The sequence below is a fragment of the Ensifer sp. NPDC090286 genome, assembly GCF_044769565.1.
GTDB lineage: Bacteria > Pseudomonadota > Alphaproteobacteria > Rhizobiales > Rhizobiaceae > Ensifer.
On the sequence record NZ_JBIVYF010000001.1, the window covers coordinates 1,068,836 to 1,088,076 of the forward strand.

The window sequence follows — 19,241 nt, forward strand, 5'->3', positions numbered from 1 at the left end:
TGACCTGTCTCTTCTGAGCGTCACGTTAACGATCGATCGAAGGGCATCGCCGAGGAGGCGATGTCCTTTTCGTTTGCGCGGATGGTTCTGGTATGGCCCCAACCGTTGTCACCATATTGCCTGTGACAACTGCACCGATCTCTCTCGTGATCATAAGTTGTGCATCGGGGGCGCCCGCGCTTGCAGCGAAACTGCCGACCCATCACAATTGCCGGATGCAACAGAAGCACTCGGATTTCCTTGCCTGTGAGATAGACGCTGTCCACCTTGACGCGTGGTCAGACCTCCTGCCCGTACCGTGCCGTATCTTGCGGGCTAACCTTTTCGGAGATGTGTTCCTCGCGGATGCCGCTGGAGCAATCCACATGTTGGAGGTCTCCGCTGCCTCGATCGCGCTGATCGCGGCTTCCGAGGACGAGTTCCGTCAACGTTGCATCGACGACGCTGAAGGGTGGCTGCTACGCCGACTGGTGGATCGATGCTTTGCCGATTTTCAGTCATGCGCTTCGAGCCGTTGCTTCCCAATGGGCCCAAGCGGGGAGCAATCGTCAGCGCGCAGCCCCCGGACTTGTCTCTTACCGACACCCGCAGTATCCGCGAAAAGAGTCGCAATCGGCAAACACAACCCTTGCGCGCACTTTGCAGATGTTGCGTATCTCTGGCAGTTCTTGTCCGATAGCGTCAACGGCACAGTAAAAACTGTCGCTTTCCTTACAAAAGCCGGAAAGCGGGGCCGAACCGCCTTTTGCCGCGCGATGTCGCAATGCGAAATCTCTTTGCGGTCGCTGCTATCCATGCGAATGTCGCAAACAGACAAGCCGAAGAGTATCTTCCAAGCGACGAATATACCCGCATCGCCAAGCATGGGAAGCCTCATGAACAAGCCACTGACCAAAAAGCGTTCTCTCGTCTTCTTCCTGGTGCCGAACTTTTCCATGCTGCCCTTTTCGGCGGCGATCGAAACGCTCCGCATCGCCAACCGCATGCTCGGCTACGAGGCCTATTCCTGGCGCCTCGCTTCGTCGGACGGCGAAAAGGTCCTGTCGTCGAGCGGCATCGCCCTCGAGGTCAATTCGTCGCTCGCCGACGAGCGCAAGTTCCTGGGCGGCGAAAACCGCCCCTCGATGGTGCTGGTCTGTTCCGGCATCTACGTCGAGGACTTCAACAACAAGTCGGTCAATGCCTGGCTGCGCGAGGTTTATAACCGCGGCGTGGCCGTCGGCAGCCTCTGTACCGGCGCCCATGTGCTGGCCTCCGCCGGTCTTCTGACCGGCAAGCGCTGCGCCATCCATTGGGAGAACCTGCCGGGCTTTTCCGAAAGCTTCCCGCAGGTCGACGTCTATGCCGATCTCTACGAGATCGACAGCAACATCTACACCTGCGCCGGCGGCACCGCCTCGCTCGACATGATGCTGAACCTGATCGACCAGGATTTCGGCGAGAGCCTCGTCAACCGCGTCTGCGAACAGGCGCTGACCGACCGCGTGCGCGGGCCGCATGACCGCCAGCGCCTGCCGCTGCGCGCCCGCCTCGGCGTACAGAACGCCAAGGTGCTGTCGATCATCGAGTTGATGGAGGCCAATCTCGCCGAGCCGCTGTCGCTCTTGGAAATCGCCGAGGGCGCCGACCTTTCGCGGCGCCAGATCGAACGCCTCTTCCGCCAGGAAATGGGCCGCTCGCCCGCCCGCTACTACCTGGAGATCCGCCTCGACCGCGCCCGGCACCTGCTGATCCAGTCGTCGATGCCGGTGGTCGAGGTGGCGGTTGCCTGCGGCTTCGTCTCCGCCTCGCACTTCTCCAAGTGTTATCGCGAACTCTACAACCGCTCGCCGCAGCAGGAGCGCGCCGACCGCAAGCTGACGCTGCAGATGGCGCGGTAACGGCCGATAGAAGGAAACACTCAAAGGGCGGAGCGATCCGCCCTTTTCGTTTGCCTTTCGCGTACAGGCAGCGTTGCTCGCAGACGCTTCCTCTTCCTCGCTGTCATGCTCGGGCTTACCCCAGCATCGGCTAGGCGCGAGTATCCAGGCGCCAAACCGTCGCTCGGCATGGATCCTCGGGTCGAGCCCGAGGATGACGAATCGAGAGGTCATCACGCGGGTTGTCGTCTTGCTCACAGCCTGCCTTTGATTGTTTGCGGTTCCGCTCCGTTTGCCGATACCACAACCGGCACGGCGTGCATGACGGAGCTTGCACCCGCACAACTTAGATAGGAATGTCGGTGCGCACCGGGAATCGGCGTGTCCGTCACATGCCGCGACCAGACCCGCCGCCATCACCACGAGCAGGAGCCGACATGGCACCCGTTGAAATCGATCCCGCCAAGGTCCACGAATTCAAGGATTTCCAGAGCTTCTACAACTGGCTCGCCGCCCACCACCAGAGCGAAACAGAAGTCTGGATCAAGACGCACAAGGTCGGCTCCGGCCTTGCTTCGATCACGCCCAAGGGGGCAATCGACGCGGTGCTCTGCTGGGGCTGGATCGACGGCGTGCGCAAGGGGTTCGACGACAGGAGCTTCCTGCAGCGCTATACGCCGCGCGGGAAGAAGAGCATCTGGAGCAAGATCAATGTCGACAATGTCGCGCGACTGATTGCCGAAGGCCGCATGACCGAGCATGGCCTGGAACAGGTGGATGCCGCTAAGGCCGACGGCCGCTGGGACCGTGCCTATGCGAGCGGCAAGGAGATGAAGATCCCCGACGACCTGCAGACGGCGATCGACGCTGAACCCGAAGCCCGAGACATGCTCGCCAGACTCAGCGCCCAGAACCGCTTCGCGCTCGCCTTCCGCACCCACAACATGAAGACCGAAGCGGGCCGCAAGAAGAAGATCGAGACCTTCGTCGAGATGCTGAAGCGCGGCGAGACGATCTATCCGCAGAAACTGAAATGACGGTGTACGAGTGACGCGAAAGCCGTGTGCACCGGCGCACACTCAAAACGGCTCTGCCGGATCATGCCGGCCCCGCCACGCGCTCGGCACGTGCAGGGGTGAAAATCAGCGCGACGACAACGCGCAAGCGGCGCCGTAGCCTTTTGACCTAGCGCCCGGCTTCACTGACCGGCGCGGCCGAAGCGCTGTGCATCGTCTCCGGCGTAGCGAACGGCCAGCGGGCCGAACCGATTGTCACCCTCCTCGCCTGCGAGAAAGCCCAGCATAACGAGGCCCAGCAGCGGCCCGACCACCGGGACGAACAGCGCAAGGTTCCACCATCCGGAACGGCCATGGTCGTGCCAGCGCTTGGTGTTGACCGTGAAGCTGAAATAGAGAGTCGCGGCGATGATGATGGAGGCAAGCATATGCATAAGGCTGAAGCCCGCGGCATAATTGTCGACGCCCGAAAGCGCCAGCAACGCCGCGCCCGCGAAGCCAGCGACCACTGCCGCAACGCAGATAACGATCTGCGCCAACCACCAGGCCTGACGTCCGATGCGGCCATCAGCACTCGTAAACATCTGCAAATTCACGTCGTTTCCCCCAACAACCAATGCGCTTCCAAGCGCCCTCGCGCAGGCCAGCCTTGTGATCCTATAAACGCTTCGCTCACAAACGGGTAGATGTCATGGCGACCAAAAAACGCCCCATGGTTGCGCCGATGGCGGGCTTGTGCGTGACATCCTGAGCGTCGTCGGAAGCGGGCCAAAGCCCGCTTGCCGCCCCCGCCGCTCACGGGCCCCGCACCCACGAGACAGCCATCCCCTAGCCGTGGAACGCCCGCTCCAGTTCGGCGATGTCGAGCTTGATCATGCCGAGCATCGCTTCCGTCACGCGCTTGGCGCGCGCACGGTCGGAATGGGCGACCATGTCGCCGAGCACCCGTGGCACGATCTGCCAGCACAGCCCCCAGCGGTCGCGGATCCAGCCGCATTGTTCGATCTGTCCGCCGTTTTCGCTGATCGCGTTCCAGATCCGGTCGATCTCCTCCTGGGTATCGCACTGGATCATGATCGAGAATGCATGGTTGAACGGATCGAGCGGCCCGGCTTCCAGCGCCAGGAATTCCTGATTGCCGAGCGTGAACTCAATGGTCGTCACGCTGCCGGGTGGCCCACTCGGGCTTTCCGCCGGCAAGGTGGTGACGCGGATGATCGCCGAATTGGGAACGAGCGAAATGTAGAAGTCGACCGCTTGGCGCGCCTCCTTCGCAAACCAGAGATTTGAAACGACATTGGTCATGATTTGGTCCTCCTCGTGCCGCCTGATCATGTGCGGTAACCGAAGGACGATCGACTTCGTTCCAAGCCGACAGGTGGCAGATCTTTATTTCTGAAGGTGGGCCCGCCGGCTTGCCCGGCAGTTTACGACGCCAGCGCGTCGAGCAGCGCCAGTTCGGAAATCACCCGGTTCCGGCCGGCATGCTTGGCCATGTAGAGAAACTGGTCTGCGGCGTGCAGGTAGTTCTCGAAGGCTTCCGAGCTCTCGATGGTGGCAAGGCCGATCGAGACCGTGATCGTCAGTTCTTCGTCGTCGGCGACGATGCGGGATTTTGCGAGTTCGAGCCTCAGCGCGTCACAAAAGGCGAAGGCGCGCCGCACGTCGCAGCCGTTAAAGAGGATGCCGAACTCCTCGCCGCCGAGGCGGGCAAGCAGATGATCCTCGCCGACAAGCGCGGACAGGCGCTTGGCCACGTGCTTCAGCACGATGTCGCCGATCTCGTGGCCATAGGTGTCGTTGAGGCGCTTGAAATGATCGATGTCGAGCACGGCTATTGCCGTCGGCTCGCCGCGCCTGAGGCACTGCTCGACCACCCGCGGACCCGCCACGAAAAAGTGACGCCGGTTGTAGAGGTCGGTGAGATAGTCGCTGGCCGCCTGCCGCTGCAGTGTCTGCAGCCGCTTCTGCACGCCTGCGGCCTGTGCAATGCGCCCGTTGAACTCCGCTTCGAGGAAGGGCTTCTGGATGAAATCCGTACCGCCTGCTTCCAGGAAACGTGCGCCGGCGCGCCGGTCGCCACTGTCGGAGAGGCCGATGACCGGCACCGCACCATCGCCCCGCCGCCGCTCCACCTCGGCAAGCAGCGCTGCGCCGGACATGTCGGAGAGATCAAGGTCGGTGACGACAAGATCCACGGCTTCGCCGCTATCGAGCACCTGCAGCGCATCGGCGGCGGACGCGACCTCGCAGACGGAAATCCGCTGCCGCCTCAAGATGCCGGCCAGTTCGCTGCGTGAGGCGGAATCGGAATCGGCAAGCAGCACCGTCGTCTTGCCGTTGGTCAACGCCCGGTCGACGGCGCCGATCAAAAGATTGATCGATTCCGGCTGGTGCTTGATGACGCAATCGAGCGCGCCGCGCCTGAGGATCTCCTCGCGCGTATGGTCGTTGAAGGCCGCGGTGAAGACGACGGCCGGAACCTGGTTGTCGAGGATGAAGTCGAGCGCCTCGCAATTGGGCGCATCCGGCAGATTGAGATCGAGAACGGCGAGAGAGAAACTGTCCGGCGCCTGTTCCAGCGCTTCTCTCAGCGCCGCCAGCGAGCTGCAATGGGTAACGCGAATGCCGTGGACGGATTCGAGCCCGTACTTCAGCGCCGTCGCGAACATCCGGGAGTCCTCGACAAGCAGCATGCGCTTGTCGCTGTGCTTTTGCACAGAATTCACCCGGCCTGGCGTGCGGCGCAATCTCACGTCCCTGCAACCCCTCTCGAGCCGCAGGCGTGCTTCCCTCAAGGGGTGACGCTGGCTCCCGATATCTTCAACCCGGCCACTTGCCGCGCCTGGCCGGCGTGATCCGTGTGACCGGGCTCCCCGCTCCTGCTGCGGCGGATTGAAGACCGATCGGATTGCAATTTCGTTAATGCAGCAACCTGTGCGCGGCATTTTTGATGCACGCGCCCAATAATTCTAAGGGGTTTTCGCCCTTCTTGTTTTGATGGTTAAGCAGGAACCCTAACTTTTTCACTGAGTGTGCGGATCTTCGTCAGCGTGTCCAGGTTCTGGTTGACGCGGCAGTAGAACTCCTCGTTGACGAAGGGGCGAACGACGAAGTCGTTGCCGCCGGCTTTGAGGAACCGCGCCGACAGAAGCCGGTTGGTCGACGACGAAACGCCGATGATGCGCAACTGGTGCGGCCCGTAGGAACCGCGGATGCGCCGCGTCAGCTCGAAGCCGTCGATATCGGGCATGTTGTAGTCGGTGATGACGAGGCCGATATCCGGATTGTTCTTCAGAAGCTCCAGCGCCATCGCGCCGTTTTCGGCCGAGCTGGTGCGGAAGTTGTAGCGCTTCAGCTGCGTCGTCAGCAGTGCGCGTGCGGTCGGGCTGTCGTCGACGATCAGCACGTGGTGCTTGTGGTTGGTGAGGAAGCGGCAGACGGATTCCGCCAGCATGTCGACGGCAAAGACGCTGTCCTTGATGACGTAGTCGACGATCTCCTTGGCAAGAATCTTCTCGCGCGTCGATTCCTGGAACGAGCCGGTGAAGACGACCGTCGGCACGCTCATCTCGATCAGATAGTTGAGCGCCTCGCCGTTCTCGGCCCCCGGTAGGTTGATGTTGGAGATGGCGAGCGAAGCCGGGAATGTCGCGTTTTCAACGGCGAACTGCAGATCGTCATAATCGCGGCAGACGATGACATCGATGTCGAACAGCTCTTTCAGCCGCTTCGAGACCATCGAGGAAAAGAGGTTGGAGTCCTCGGCGAGCACGATGCGGTGCTCGGCAAGGGATTCGCCGGAATAATACATCCCGGAAACGCCAAAAAATGACATTGAACGCCTATGTAAAAGAGTGTCCCCCTACAGCTCCGCGCGTTCTTCATGCCCGCCTAGTCGCTGTAACTTGCAGGTTCCATGCTAGAGGAGAAAGGCTTTCTTCGGTGTTAATGGGCGGCCGGCGAATTAATGAGAAGGGCGTGCCGCGTTGAGACGCCAACGGCTCCGGACGCCTGCATTCCTCATGCCTCCGGGGTTCGGCCACGCCGCGTCTCGGCGGTCCGGCGGATGACCTCGGCGATCTCCGGATTGCTGCTCGACAGCATCTGGAAATCCTCCGAATAGAGCGACAGCAAGGAGACCTCGGTGGCGGCGGTGACGGTCGCAGAGCGCGGCTCGCCCGATATCAGCGCCATCTCGCCGAAGAAACTGCCAGGCCCGAGCTCGACCGGCGTCGGCGACGGCGTTGCGATCGTCACACGCCCTTCTACGATGAAGTACATCTGGTCGCCCGGCTCGCCCTTGCGGCAGATGATGCTCCCTGCCGGCACCACGCGGGAGCGCAATGCCCGGACGATCTCGACGAAGGCGGCCGAGCCGAGCTTTTCGAACAGCGGCACCGCCGCGACCAGCTGCCAGTTGCGCACGAAATCCTGCCGGCGCACTTCTTCGAAAAACCCGGTGGCGAGAATACCCGCCCAGAGCGCGAAGATGCCGATGCCGCTCATCATCACCAGGCCCGCAAGCACCCGGCCGGCCAGCGACTGCGGGATCTCGTCGCCGTAGCCGGTGGTCGACAGCGTCACCACCGCCCACCACATGGCCTGCGGAATGCTGCCGAACTTATCCGGCTGGATGTCGCGCTCGATCAGATAGGCGACCAGCGATGCACCGAAGAGCACGATGCCGAAGAGCGAAGTGACGCCGACGAGATTGGGCGCGGCGCGCGCCACCACCCGGCCGAGCAGCCGGAAGAAGGTGGAATGGCGCAAGGGCTTCAGGAGCCAGACGCCGCAATAGAGGCTCTGGTCGCGCGGATCGGCGAACAGGAAGGCGGCCAGCGGAACGACGACGGCCACCGCATCGATGACGAGATGCGGCATCAGCGCGCGGCGGTCCGCCGTGGGCCAGGCGGCAAGCGTATCGGCCAGCTGCAGCACATAGAAAAGCCAGAGGCCGCCAAGCACCAGCTCCAGCGACAGTCGCGTCGTCGCGCCGATATTGCGCGTCGTCAGCGCCGCGACGGCGGCAAGGCCGAGCGCTGCCAGCAGCCCGTTGAGCGGCGTGGAAATTCGTAAGGAAAGCCGTGCCGACATTCACTCCCCCAGCATCCGCTCGCCGACGACGTCTCGGCCAGATGGGCGGCAACGCTTTGATCTAAAGCACAATTCCTTGCATGAATCGATGCTCATTTAAGGGGTTTGGAATTTGTGGCGAAACGCCCCTAGTAGCGGGTGCCGGCCGGCCCGTCATTGCCCGCGCGCACGCGGTCTTCCTGGTACTGCGCAGCCCCTTCGACCGGAGGCAGCCACGGCTCCCGGCGTTTGACCCAGAGTTCGTAGCTCGGCTTCAGCGGCGTCGGCGCCTGGGAGAGCACACCGAGCTTGACTTCGGCCTCGTGTGCATCGACCGAAAAGACGCGCGAGCCGCAATGCGGACAGAAGCACCGACCCTGGAAGTCCGAGATTTCACCCGAATATTCAAACTGATCCGCCGGCCAAATGCCGTAGAAGGTGAACGCCGAACCACTCTCCTTGCGGCAGTCCATGCAGTGGCAGATGCCGACCCGGATCGGTTCGCCGCGCACCGAGAGCGTCACCTGACCGCAAAGGCATTTTCCCGAGAGGGTCGTCATAGGTGGCCATCCTGCTTGAAAAACTGTTGAGCCTGGAAAACGGCGCAGGCAGCTCACGAGTTCCCGTCGATCTGCCGGAACCTTTGGCCGTCCGCGGACTTTTGCCTGATGTAAACGGAGGGTTCGAACAATGGTACATGCCGACGAACAGCAGATCATCGATCTCGAACAGGAATTCTGGCGGACCATCATGGAGAAGGATACCGACGCGTCGGTCGCGATGCTGCCGGACAGGTCGATGGTCGTGGGTGCACAAGGTGCAGCTCTTCTCACCCGCGACGACTATCGCCGGATGGCCGACCAGGCCGAAGGATCCTGGAAGCTCAAGTCGTTCCGCCTCGACGATGTCAGCGTGATGTTTCCGCGCGCGGACGTCGCCGTCATCGCCTACACGGTGACCGAGGAGATGGACGTCGACGACCAATCCCTGACCTTGAAGGCGGCCGACGCAACCACTTGGGTGCGCGAGGACGGTGGATGGCGAGCCTGCCTGCATACGGAATCGCTGCTCGGCGATCCTTTTGGCCGCGACCGCACGGCGGCGTAGGCCGGATCGGCACAGCACAAGGGCAGGAAAGTGACAGCACCTGCCCCGCTCGAGATCAAGCGCCGATAAACCGTCTGCCCCGGCGCTCGTTTTCGGTGTAGGATGCCGGCATGAGTGAAGCCCAGCCTCTGTTCGATATGCTGCGCCAGACCGTGCAGCCTGAAATCGCCGGCGTATTGGAGCGATTTGTCCGGGAAGCGCCGGACCGCAAGCTCGGCCGCATCAACGCACTCGCCTTTGCCGCCGAGCACGGGCTCGACGAGGAAAAGGCGATCGCCGCCTTCCTGCATGCCTCCCGCCTTGGCCTTTTCGAGCTTTCCTGGAATGTGCTTTGTCCCGGCTGCGGCGGCGTGCTCGATGCCAACACGTCGCTGAAGACCGTGCAGAGCGAAACCTATACCTGCTCGCTTTGCGCCGCCGGCTATGAGCCGACGCTGGACGAGATGGTGGAGGTGACCTTCACCGTGAACCCGCGCATACGCCACATCGAGGCCCACAGCCCGCACGAACTGCCGCCGCTCGAATATTTCCGCCAGATCTACTGGGGCTCGGGCATCGAACTGCCCGAGGAGGGCTACGAGGCCCAGGTCGACGACTTCATGATCGAGGCGCTGGAACTGCCGCCCGGAGAAAAGGCGGTGATCTCGCTGCAGATGCCGGCGGAATTCATCATCATCTTCGAGCCGGTGACCCATGCCGCGCAGTTCATCGACGTCAAGGGCGAGCCGACCAAGGAGCGACGCACGCTGTCGCTGGTCTTCGACCGCGGCCATCGCCACGACGAAGCGCTGACCATGCAGCCAGGCCCCCTGCGCATCCAGGTGGAAAACCACACGGATGTGCGCACCCTGCCCTCGGTCTGCATCGCCAACGACGCGCTGCACGGTATCCTCGGCCGGCGCCGTCCTTTCCTGACCGCCAAACGGCTGCTCTCCAACCAGACCTTCCGCGACATCTACCGCACCGACACGATCGACGTGGACCAGCGGCTGAAGATCACCAGCCTCACCTTCCTGTTCTCCGACCTGCGCGGCTCGACCGAGCTTTACGAGCGGGTCGGCGACCTCGCCGCCTTCGATCTGGTGAAGACCCATTTCAGCGTCGTCAACGAGATCGTCGCGGCGGAAGCAGGCGCAGTCGTCAAGACGATCGGCGACGCCGTCATGGCCACCTTCCCGACGCCGGACCGGGCGGTCGCCGCCGCCATGCGCATGCGCGACGCCATGCGAAAGCTGAACGACGACCGCGGCTCGGAAGACCTGCTCTTGAAAATCGGCATCCATGAGGGACCGTGCATCGCCGTCAGCCTCAACGAGCGGCAGGACTATTTCGGCCAGACGGTCAACATCGCCTCTCGGGTCCAGCATCTGGCCAGCTCGCGCGAAATCTTTGCGACCGGTTCGGTGCTCGACGATCCGCGCGCCTCAAGCCTGCTCAGCGATCGCGGCCTCAATCCGCAATCGCACAATGTCGCGCTGCGCGGCATCACCAACGAGATCAGCATCTTCTCGATCCCGTGAAGCTTGCCGGAAACGCAACGCGCATGTCGCGCAAGCGGCGGTCAGCGTTCGGGCACTCCGGATTGCCGGAGCCCCTCGGCCATCCGATCCCGCCACTGCGGTATCCTCTGAAACCAGGGCAGCGCCCGATACCGCTCGATCGTGAACCCCACCTCCGCTGCCAGCAGCTTCCGCGCCGCCCATCGGGCGGTCTCCATGTCCCCTGCTAGCGCCGACCAGGCCGCGAGGTGGCGATAGGACCAGGTCACATCAGGATAAGTGTTGACGACGTCGTGGGCTATCGCGATGGCTTGCGGGAGATCCCCTTGCATCGCCATGGAAAAGGCCATCCCCAGTCTCATGTTGAATGCGAGTGGGTCCCTCGGGCTCAGCGTCATCCCACGCCGGAAGCGCTCCGTCGCACGCGCGGGATCGTCGGTGAAAAGCGCGAGCCAGCCGAGGCGCGCCCATGCCCAGGCATTGTTCGGATCGAGCGCCAACGCCTTTTCGATAAAGGTGGCGGCGCGCTCCTGATCGCCGCAGATGCTCATTGTCGCACCAGCCGCAGTCAAAGCCGTCGGATCGTCGCTGATCGCGCCCGCGCCTTCGATCGCCGCCCGTGCCAGGTCCAGTTCGCGCTCCGGCTGGTCGGTCCACAGATAGGAAGCGCTCGAGGCATGGCACCAGGCCAAAAGCGCATGGGCGCGGCCGTAGCCGGGATCGACCAAGATCGCTTGCCGAAGCAGTTCGATCGCCTGGTTGTTGGTTTCCTTGCGGCGCCCCCAGAGATTGGGGAAGGCGCGCATGACGAAATCATAGGCGCGCAGGCTGGCCGGCGGCTTGCGCCTGGCAAGCTCGATCTCGGCATCGCGGATGGCCGGGTGGATGGCGCCAGCCACCTGCGCGGCGATCCGATCCTGGAACTCGAAAATATCCTCGATGGCGCCCTCGTAGCGATCCGACCAGGATTGGGTCCGGGTCTCGGCGTCCACCAGTTGCACGGAAATGCGCAGCCGGTCGCCGCCGCGTCGCACGGTGCCTTCGACCACATAGGTGACGCCGAGCTCGCTGCCGACGTCCCGCACATCGACGAAGCGCCCCTTGTAGGTGAAGGCGGACTGGCGCGCGATGACGAAGAAGTCGCGGACGCGCGAGAGCGCCGCAGTGATTTCCTCCACGACACCATCGACGAAGTAGTCGTCGCCCGGCCCGCTCAGATTGTCGAAGGGCATGACCACGAGCGACGGCTGGTCCTTGCTGCGACCGACCGGCGGCACCCCGTCGAGGATGCCGCCTCCGACAGCGACCTCATCTTGCCAGTCGACCCGGAAAACCAGAATGGGCCGCGGGATGTTCTTCAAGTTCCGCTCGCCGAGGCTGGTCAGCGCGAAGGGCACCTTGCCGTCGAGATGTTCGCGCACCGCCCCGGAAATACAGATGCCCGACGGAGCGGCGATCTCCTGCAGGCGCGCGGCGATATTGACCCCGTCGCCGAGCAGATCGTCTCCCGACACGACGATGTCGCCGAGATTGACGCCGATGCGAAACTGCAGGCGGCGTTCCGCGGGCAGATCCTCCATGTCGAGAAGACCGCGCTGGATTTCCACCGCGCAGCGCACCGCCTGAACCGGGCTTGGAAACTCGGCGACGAGACCATCGCCGGCACTGCCGAAGATGCGACCGCCATGGTCACCCACCAATTCGGCAATCCGCCCCCGGCACCGCTCGAGCGCGCGAAGCGTGTTTTCCTCGTCGAGCGCTGCGAGGCGACTGAAGCCGGCGACATCGGCCGCAAGGATGGCTGCGAGCTTTCGATCCACAACGGTGACCGCTCCTGCGGCGGAGGATTTCGCTGAGCCTAATATGCGCGAATTCTAGAATATTCACAGATGCCAGTGGCAAGCGAGAGCGGATGACAGCCACCGCCGAGCGATAACGCGCTCCGCAGTGTGAAGGCTTGCCCTGCTGCAATCTGCCGGCCCCTAGACGACAGGTGGTATCAACGTCAGCACGTCGCCATCATCCGGAATGAGCAGCCTGGTCAAGGCGATGCCGTGGGCGCTGGCGGCGGCGCGCAGGTCGCCTCGGCTGACCGTCGCATGGTCGAGCGCCTCCATGTGGGTCGCAACCACGATGCTCTTCTTGGAGGCCTCGCAGACCGCGATCGTCTGCGCCGCATCCATCACGATCAGGGCGCCGTCCCAGCGCGCGCCGCAGGAATGGGTAACGATCACATCCGGCTTCGTGTCGTGGATGGTCTTTTCGATCGCCGGATAGAGCACCGTGTCGCCGGCCCAGTAGACCGTCGGTTCGCCCTTGGCCTCGAGGCTGAAACCCATGACCGGCCCCATGTCCTGAACGACAGGGCCAAGGCCGTGGCTGCCGTCGCGTCGGGTAAGCTTCAGGCCCTGCCACTGCGCCTTGCCGAGAAGCGGCGTGACGTCGCGAAAACCGGCCCCGCGGATCGCCTCCTCGTCACCCGGCTGACAGAAGATCGGCAGTCCCTTCGGCAAGCGATGCTTGGCAGTGTCGTCGAAATGGTCCTCGTGCAGATGCGAGACGATGACGAGCTCGACGCCGGCAAGGATCGTGTCGGTGTCGAACGGCAGCTCGACCAAAGGATTGGGCGCGCGCCCGGCAAAGGACGGCAGGCTGTCCTTCGGCCCAAGAAAGGGATCGATCAGCACGGTATGGCCGCCATAGTCGAGCTTGAGGGTAGCGTTGCGGATAAGCTGGAGTTTCATCGAGTTTCTCCCTTGCCGGAACCGGCCTTGACCGTAGCGCCGATCCTTGCGCATGCAGCGATGAAATCAAGCCCTGAATTGGCGCGCAAGGGTTGAGAAAGGCAGCCGCCCAGTAACGCCACCCCCGTTCGATGACGGTGGCACGCGTCGTCCGCCTCACCGCCAGCCGCAATCCCACGGCTGCCCCCGCGCCGTGCGGTGGCAGGCATAGGCGCGGCCGCAGGAGTGGGTGGCGGAAATCGTCATCCGGCCTCGGCCCGAGCCGCGGGAGAACATCTGCCGGAAGGCAACGTTCGCGCTCTCGGGGCAACTCGAAAAACTCTTTTTCTGCAGTTCGGCCGGCGGGTTGATCGCACGGGTGCCGGTGTTTTTCTGCGGTGTCTTGATCGTGCCTTGCGTCTCGCTCGGCTGCGGCAGTTTCGCCTCGCGCTGGATTGTGACGCAGCGACCGTCTTTTGCCTGTTGGTTGCGGCCGCAGGCAAGCGGGCAGATCCGCGCCTTCTCCGACTTCAGGCGATCGAGCACGTCGCTGGAGGGTTCGAGCGTCGCAAGGTCGACCTTGCCGAACTTGGAGAAGGCTTCGAGCGCCTTGCGACTACCTTCGCCCCAGACCCCGTCTTCGCTACCGGCGCGACAGCCAAGCCGGTTGAGCTCGACCTGTACGGACCGGGCCAATGTCGTGTCATCGGCATTGGGTGCAGCCAGCGCCGGATCGATGGCCGCCACGGCCTGGCCACCCGCTCCGTCGGGCACGCCTTCGGATGACGGTGCTGAAGCCCGCTCGATGATCTTGATCTTTGCCCTGGCGAGCGAAGCGAACGCACCGTCGGGATATTGCTGCAGGTAGGCGTCGAAGAGGTCGCGGTCCGTCGCATCCTTGATCGTTTCCCAATAGGCAAGCTCGGCCGCCTGCCCTGTCGCGGGCGCCTCCGCGGGCGCCGGCGTGCCGTCGATTGCCGGCTTCAGCACCACCTCGCCGGTCAGCGAGGAATTGTCCCAGGGCACCTGCTTGCCGCCGGTTGCCGCCAGCACGTCGCGGCGCACGTCGATCAGCTCGCGGGTGATGTCGCGACCCGGCTGGCCGAGATGTTTCAACAGCGCCGATGTGAATGGCGAGTTCCGCCCCGATCCGTCAAGGGCGACATTGCCGGGTTGCGTGGAAAAGGCGATCAGCGTGCCGATGCCGGTGCCGACCTTGGCAAGGCCGCGGCCGACCGAGGCGGAACGCGTGCCCATCGAACGGGCGAGATTGACCGCCAGAGGATTGTCGCGGCAGGCGTCGAGCAGGACGATGTTGACCCGCGTGCTGCGCTCCATCGCCGACAGGATCAGGTTCATCGGCACCGCCTCGAATTCGAGATCGACCGAGGAAGCAAGCGTCGCATCGACGGGGGCGAGGTAGTTTTCGCCGTTCACCTGCAGGCCGTGGCCGGCATAGAAGAACAAGGCGAGGTCTGCACCGTCGAGCCGGCCGACGAAGTCGCGCACTGCGCGACGCACCCCGGCAAGGTCGAGATCCGCACCTGTCACCACCTCGAAGCCCAGACCTTCGAGCTTTGCCGCCATGTCGTGTGCGTCGTTGCCGGGATTGGGCAAGGTGGCCACATGCTGATAGGCGGAATTGCCGATGACCAGCGCCACGCGCTTTTCGGCCAGCGCCTCCGATGCGAAAAGCACCAGCAGAACGGACAAGGCGATGCGAAGGAATGGCATGGCTCCCCCCGGCAATTCGCGGATGATCGCGACCACGCGTCAGCCCCAACGCCCAAGCGTGCTACCGGCAATGCGGCCTGTCAATGCAAGGAGGGTGTCCGGCGGCTCTGACGGGACCTTGCCCGCCCGAAGGAGTGAGGCGGTCGCCGCCCTCGCCCATCCCTTGGGATTAGCAAGAGCCGCCGCGATCGCTCGCAAGGGCTTTCGGGCGCCATCAGCAACGGCGCCTGCGCGAATGTCGAATGAAGGATGGACGCCGGTCAGCGGCGCGCCTGTCGCGCCGCTTGAGCGGAATGGAAGGTTACTTGACGACGACGTTGCCGTTGACGATCTCGACGTTTTCGTCGCCCTGCAGGCCAATGCGGTCACCACTCGGCGCGGTGACGAAACAGCCGCTCGGGCAGATCATTTCAGTCGCTCCGGATGCGATCGCCACTTCCACACGGCTTTCGCCCTCGACGACGATCAGAACGGCGGTCTCGCTGTCCTTGTTCGTGACAGTCGCGGCACTGGCAGCACCCGCCATCGGCGCACCGGCCATCAGCAAACCGGAAAGCAAAGCAATCACAAATTTCTTCATCGCCCATCGACGCCAGACGCGCCGCCCTCTTGCCGAGCCGGCCGCCCCGTCGGTTCGCGACGCTGCGCCGGCCACCTCTTCAGCCGATGACCAGCGTAGTCGGTCACCAGAAGAATTGCATGCTTTTTATGGCAGGCCGGCTGAATAGTGGCTGAACGGTCCGTTTATCAGCGGTTTGGGGTTGTCCGGCGGCTGGCCACCCGGCGACTGCCCGTTTCCTCCGCGTCGCGCTCCTCGTCGAGCGGCGCCGCAGCGGCGGTCTTCTTGTCCGAAGCGGTAGACTTGCCCGCGGCCCTTGCCTCGGCCGAGGTGGCGCCCTTCGGCTCGCCCACCTCTTCCGGGTGATGGCTTTCGATGCCGGTCTGGTCCTCGACCGGCACGTCCTCGATCTTGACCGGGAACGGCGCACCGATGCCCTCGTCGCGGAAACGCTCGTAGATCGAGACGCGCAGGTCGTTGCGCACGCCGCCGCCGGTGAGGACGTCGGCGACGTAGATGCGCAACTCGAAGGTCATGCGGTCATCGCCGAAAGCGGTGAAGCCGACGCTCGGCGACGGGTTTTTCAAGACCATGGGATGGGCCGCGGCGATCTCGGAAAGCAGTTCCATGATCCGGCGCGGCTCGCTGGCATAGGTGACGGTGATGGCGATTTCGGAGCGGCCGAGCTTGTTGCGATGCGTCCAGTTGCCGACCGACGCGTTGATGAGCAGCGAGTTCGGCATCATGATCGACTGGTGCTGGAAGGTCTCGATTTCGGTCGCGCGCACCGAGATGCGCTTGACGAAGCCCTCCGTCGTGCCGCTGACGATCCAGTCGCCCACCTTGAACGGCCGTTCGACGAGCAGGATCAGCCCCGAGACGAAGTTGGAGACGATGTTCTGCAGGCCGAAACCGACGCCGAGCGAGAGAGCACCGGCGACGAGCGCGAGGTTGGAGAGGTCGATGCCCGCCGCCGACAGGCCGATCAGGCCGGCAAGGCCGACGCCGGTATAACCGATACCGGTGCGGATCGAGTTGCGCACGCCGGCATCCACACGGCTGCGCGCCATGATATTGCCGTCGATCCAGCGCTGCACGAAGCGAGTGACGACATAGCCGAGCGCGAAGAACAGGATGCCCGCGAGAATGCCGACCAGCGATATGGTGATCGAGCCGATCTTGATCTCGGTGACCATCCGGTAGGCCCAGGACTCGATATCGGCAACCTGGAAGCCCCACTGAAGGAGGATCAGCGGGATGAAGAACATCACCACGAGCGCGTAGATGCTGAGGCCCGCGACAAGGCCGATCTGGTCGAGCCCCACCTGTTCCAGATTGTAGCGCCGCTCGAGATATCGCCCGGCGGAGGTCTCGGCGAAGGCACCCTGCTTGGCGACCGCCCGGCCGGTGAGGATACCGATATACATCGTCACCAGGATCGCGCCGGTGATGATGATCTGCGTCGCGATGAAGCGGGCAAGACCGACATAGCCGGACACGGCGGCGATGATTAGCAGGGCGCCAGTCGCAAGCAGCGCGAAGGACACCACTTTCGGCCAGGCGCGGCCATGTGCATCGAAGGACTCGTCTTTTCTGAGCGTCGGCTTGATCCACGCCGACGCCATGATGATGAGGCCGATGACGATCGAGGCGATATAGCTCTTGACGACGGTGAGGACGACGGGAGAGCCGAGCGCCTCGCTGACGCCGCCGAAGAGGAAATCGAGGCCGTTGACCAGCGCCATGGCGAAGATGGCGATCATCAGCATCCGGGCGCCGCGATCGGACACCCGCACCAGCCGCCAGCGCGCATCGCGTGGCGACAGCACCGCCTGGGCGAGCCTCGTCACGAAGAACACCACAACCGCCACCCCGAGCGTGATGGCGATGATCGGCGCGATGTCGGACCGCAGCACGTTGAAGCCGCGCAGGAACAGGAAGCTCGATACCGCGAAGGCGGCCGAAGCGATCGTCGGGATCAGCGTCGACCAGAACGCGACAGAGAGCCGCCGGAAGTAGCTCGGCTCCTCATCGGTAATGTCATGCTCGATCAGCGGACGAAAGAGCCTGCGGCTGCCGGAAAGGAACACGAGCGCCGCCAGCATCGACAGGAAAAGCGCCGTCAGGAGCGGCACGCGCTTGTAGTTCCAGGCGAAACTCAGCCAGCTCCCGACGCTGCGCGACAGAACCCGGGTTTCGTCCGCCGTAGCGGCCAGCGCGTCGTCGAACATTCCGGTCGACACTTCGGTGTTCTTCAAAAGCGTATTGGAAAACAGCGCGCGACGGGTCGCGGTAATGGCGTTGGACAGCTTCGTCGCCTGCACCGACAGGCCTTCGGCCTCGCCGGTCAGCGCGTTGATCGCACCGCGTTCGGCGACCAGCCGTTTGCGCTCGGCAGTCACGATGTCGGCTTCTGCCGGCTGCCCCTCGGCCGGCGGATCGCCAAGTTCGGTCAGCCGCGCCTTGATCTCGTCGAGCCGCGGACGCGTCGAAACCGAAACGCCGATGATCTGCTTGGCGAGCGCGTCGACCTGAACCTTGAGATCGGCCAGGCTGATGTCGTCGTCCTTGGCCTTCGCGACGAGATCCGTCAGCTTTTTGAGCTCGTCGCCCGCCTTCGCGAGTTGCTCCGCCGCCTGGTTTTCGGCAGGCGCGGCCGCCTCGGCCTGAGGGGCTGCCTGCGCGGGAGCCGGAGCGTTCTGAGCGGGCTGCGTGGTGGTGGCGGCATCGGGCGTCGTGTCGGCCGCGGCGGGCTGTCCGTTCTCGTCGGTCGCAGGCTGGCCCGCCGGTTGCGACGGGGTCTGGGCCGATTGTGCGGATGGCGCCGGCTGTGCCGACTTCTGCCCGGCCTGTGCGATTGCCTGTGCCGGTTGCGCCGCCTTCTGGGCCATGACCGGGCCGCCCACGGCAAGCGCCAGCAGGCAGACGAGAATGGCGGGCAGTTTTCCGACAGAACGCAATTTCATGATCCTTGCAGATTGAGACCGTGGCCCGGAATCGCTCCGGCCGTCTTCACGTTTCGATGTGAATACGAAAGACGGCGGAAAGATGCAAAGAACGGCGATAAATCGTCGCCGGCGCCCGCTTTCCCGTTAAAAACCCGCGCCGGGCTGCGCCAGATAGGCAAGTTCGGCCTCCGTCGAGGCGCGCGCCAGAAAGGCGTTGCGATGCGGGAAGCGGCCGAACTGCTCGATCACCTCGCGGTGCCGGATGGCGTAGTCGAGATAATCGGCATCGCCGAGTTCGGTAAAGAGCTTCACCGACATGGTCTGGTCGGTAAGGTTTTCCGAGTGCTCGAAGGGCAGATAGACGAAGGCGCGCCATTCCGGCTTGATCGCCATGTCAGCCCCGGTGCCGACGGCAAGCTTCGCCTCGTGCAGCGCCAGGCAATCGGTGGCAAAGGCGAGCGGCGTGCCGCGAAACATGTTGCGCGGCATCTGGTCCAAAAGCACGATCGCCGCCAGTCGGTTTTCCGGGCTCGCCCGCCAGATCTCGTCGACGCCCCGGGCCAGCGCCAGGTGCGACGCCTGGAAGCGGCGGATGCAGGCCTGGTCGAGCTCGTGGCTCGTCCCGAACCAGTCGTCATAGGTGAGTTCGCCAAACCAGAAGTCGAGAACGTCCTGCGGCGTGCAAATGTCAGCTTCGTTCGCCATATGCTCCTCTTGCGG

At 63.7% G+C, this 19,241-nt stretch carries 16 protein-coding genes; 4 read left to right on the forward strand and 12 right to left on the reverse strand.

Annotated features, from left to right (window positions below; genetic code table 11):
• Window positions 1-875: 875 nt before the first annotated feature.
• Together ACIQUG_RS05260 and ACIQUG_RS05265 are read left to right on the forward strand one after the other, a co-directional pair.
• A complete protein-coding gene (locus ACIQUG_RS05260) occupies window positions 876-1,880 on the forward strand; it encodes a GlxA family transcriptional regulator (protein ID WP_034788530.1) in 1,005 nt (334 codons plus the stop codon).
• Window positions 1,881-2,296: 416 nt separating this feature from the next.
• Window positions 2,297-2,896, forward strand: coding sequence for a YdeI family protein (locus ACIQUG_RS05265; RefSeq protein ID WP_402318174.1), 600 nt, complete (start codon window positions 2,297-2,299; stop codon window positions 2,894-2,896).
• A gap of 161 nt (window positions 2,897-3,057) precedes the next feature.
• Here ACIQUG_RS05265 and ACIQUG_RS05270 read toward each other — a convergent pair whose 3' ends face one another.
• The 6 genes from ACIQUG_RS05270 to ACIQUG_RS05295 all read right to left on the reverse strand — a co-directional run bounded on the left by ACIQUG_RS05270 (window position 3,058) and on the right by ACIQUG_RS05295 (window position 8,511).
• Complete coding sequence (locus ACIQUG_RS05270; protein ID WP_402318177.1) at window positions 3,058-3,492, reverse strand: DUF805 domain-containing protein; 435 nt, start codon at window positions 3,490-3,492, stop codon at window positions 3,058-3,060.
• Window positions 3,493-3,703: 211 nt separating this feature from the next.
• Window positions 3,704-4,180, reverse strand: coding sequence for a VOC family protein (locus ACIQUG_RS05275; RefSeq protein ID WP_043619793.1), 477 nt, complete (start codon window positions 4,178-4,180; stop codon window positions 3,704-3,706).
• A gap of 122 nt (window positions 4,181-4,302) precedes the next feature.
• Window positions 4,303-5,595, reverse strand: a complete 1,293-nt coding sequence (locus ACIQUG_RS05280; RefSeq protein ID WP_246764997.1) for a diguanylate cyclase — start codon at window positions 5,593-5,595, stop codon at window positions 4,303-4,305.
• A gap of 284 nt (window positions 5,596-5,879) precedes the next feature.
• Window positions 5,880-6,713 (reverse strand): response regulator, encoded by an 834-nt coding sequence (locus tag ACIQUG_RS05285; RefSeq protein WP_402318181.1) that lies wholly within the window; start codon window positions 6,711-6,713, stop codon window positions 5,880-5,882.
• Window positions 6,714-6,898: 185 nt separating this feature from the next.
• Window positions 6,899-7,972 carry a cyclic nucleotide-gated ion channel gene (locus ACIQUG_RS05290; protein WP_402318184.1) on the reverse strand — a complete coding sequence of 358 codons (1,074 nt, stop codon included), beginning with the start codon at window positions 7,970-7,972 and terminating at the stop codon, window positions 6,899-6,901.
• Between the two features lie 128 nt (window positions 7,973-8,100).
• Window positions 8,101-8,511, reverse strand: a complete 411-nt coding sequence (locus tag ACIQUG_RS05295) for a GFA family protein (RefSeq protein ID WP_402318187.1) — start codon at window positions 8,509-8,511, stop codon at window positions 8,101-8,103.
• 130 nt (window positions 8,512-8,641) lie between these two features.
• Here ACIQUG_RS05295 and ACIQUG_RS05300 point away from each other — a divergent pair, with 130 nt between their 5' ends.
• A complete protein-coding gene (locus ACIQUG_RS05300; protein WP_402318190.1) occupies window positions 8,642-9,058 on the forward strand; it encodes a nuclear transport factor 2 family protein in 417 nt (138 codons plus the stop codon).
• Between the two features lie 110 nt (window positions 9,059-9,168).
• Window positions 9,169-10,578, forward strand: coding sequence for an adenylate/guanylate cyclase domain-containing protein (locus ACIQUG_RS05305; RefSeq protein WP_402318193.1), 1,410 nt, complete (start codon window positions 9,169-9,171; stop codon window positions 10,576-10,578).
• A gap of 41 nt (window positions 10,579-10,619) precedes the next feature.
• Here the strand turns inward: ACIQUG_RS05305 and ACIQUG_RS05310 are convergent, their stop codons facing one another.
• The 6 genes from ACIQUG_RS05310 to ACIQUG_RS05335 all read right to left on the reverse strand — a co-directional run bounded on the left by ACIQUG_RS05310 (window position 10,620) and on the right by ACIQUG_RS05335 (window position 19,226).
• Window positions 10,620-12,377, reverse strand: a complete 1,758-nt coding sequence (locus ACIQUG_RS05310; protein ID WP_402318196.1) for an adenylate/guanylate cyclase domain-containing protein — start codon at window positions 12,375-12,377, stop codon at window positions 10,620-10,622.
• 162 nt (window positions 12,378-12,539) lie between these two features.
• Complete coding sequence (locus tag ACIQUG_RS05315; RefSeq protein ID WP_402318198.1) at window positions 12,540-13,301, reverse strand: MBL fold metallo-hydrolase; 762 nt, start codon at window positions 13,299-13,301, stop codon at window positions 12,540-12,542.
• A gap of 156 nt (window positions 13,302-13,457) precedes the next feature.
• Window positions 13,458-15,014: a caspase family protein gene (locus ACIQUG_RS05320; protein WP_402318201.1), complete on the reverse strand. Its 1,557-nt coding sequence runs from the start codon at window positions 15,012-15,014 to the stop codon at window positions 13,458-13,460.
• Between the two features lie 301 nt (window positions 15,015-15,315).
• Window positions 15,316-15,594, reverse strand: a complete 279-nt coding sequence (locus tag ACIQUG_RS05325; RefSeq protein ID WP_034788099.1) for a hypothetical protein — start codon at window positions 15,592-15,594, stop codon at window positions 15,316-15,318.
• Window positions 15,595-15,761: 167 nt separating this feature from the next.
• Window positions 15,762-18,539, reverse strand: coding sequence for a mechanosensitive ion channel domain-containing protein (locus tag ACIQUG_RS05330; RefSeq protein ID WP_402318205.1), 2,778 nt, complete (start codon window positions 18,537-18,539; stop codon window positions 15,762-15,764).
• 126 nt (window positions 18,540-18,665) lie between these two features.
• Window positions 18,666-19,226, reverse strand: a complete 561-nt coding sequence (locus ACIQUG_RS05335; RefSeq protein WP_402318207.1) for a DUF924 family protein — start codon at window positions 19,224-19,226, stop codon at window positions 18,666-18,668.
• Window positions 19,227-19,241: the final 15 nt, after the last annotated feature.

Coding starts and splice junctions, on each gene's coding strand:
- ACIQUG_RS05290 (WP_402318184.1), bottom strand. CDS start 7,972: ATGTCGGCACGGCTTTCCTTACGAATTTCCACGCCGCTCAACGGGCTG.
- ACIQUG_RS05315 (WP_402318198.1), bottom strand. CDS start 13,301: ATGAAACTCCAGCTTATCCGCAACGCTACCCTCAAGCTCGACTATGGC.
- ACIQUG_RS05335 (WP_402318207.1), bottom strand. CDS start 19,226: ATGGCGAACGAAGCTGACATTTGCACGCCGCAGGACGTTCTCGACTTC.
- ACIQUG_RS05295 (WP_402318187.1), bottom strand. CDS start 8,511: ATGACGACCCTCTCGGGAAAATGCCTTTGCGGTCAGGTGACGCTCTCG.
- ACIQUG_RS05305 (WP_402318193.1), top strand. CDS start 9,169: ATGAGTGAAGCCCAGCCTCTGTTCGATATGCTGCGCCAGACCGTGCAG.
- ACIQUG_RS05275 (WP_043619793.1), bottom strand. CDS start 4,180: ATGACCAATGTCGTTTCAAATCTCTGGTTTGCGAAGGAGGCGCGCCAA.
- ACIQUG_RS05320 (WP_402318201.1), bottom strand. CDS start 15,014: ATGCCATTCCTTCGCATCGCCTTGTCCGTTCTGCTGGTGCTTTTCGCA.
- ACIQUG_RS05285 (WP_402318181.1), bottom strand. CDS start 6,713: ATGTCATTTTTTGGCGTTTCCGGGATGTATTATTCCGGCGAATCCCTT.
- ACIQUG_RS05325 (WP_034788099.1), bottom strand. CDS start 15,594: ATGAAGAAATTTGTGATTGCTTTGCTTTCCGGTTTGCTGATGGCCGGT.
- ACIQUG_RS05265 (WP_402318174.1), top strand. CDS start 2,297: ATGGCACCCGTTGAAATCGATCCCGCCAAGGTCCACGAATTCAAGGAT.
- ACIQUG_RS05300 (WP_402318190.1), top strand. CDS start 8,642: ATGGTACATGCCGACGAACAGCAGATCATCGATCTCGAACAGGAATTC.
- ACIQUG_RS05260 (WP_034788530.1), top strand. CDS start 876: ATGAACAAGCCACTGACCAAAAAGCGTTCTCTCGTCTTCTTCCTGGTG.
- ACIQUG_RS05330 (WP_402318205.1), bottom strand. CDS start 18,539: ATGAAATTGCGTTCTGTCGGAAAACTGCCCGCCATTCTCGTCTGCCTG.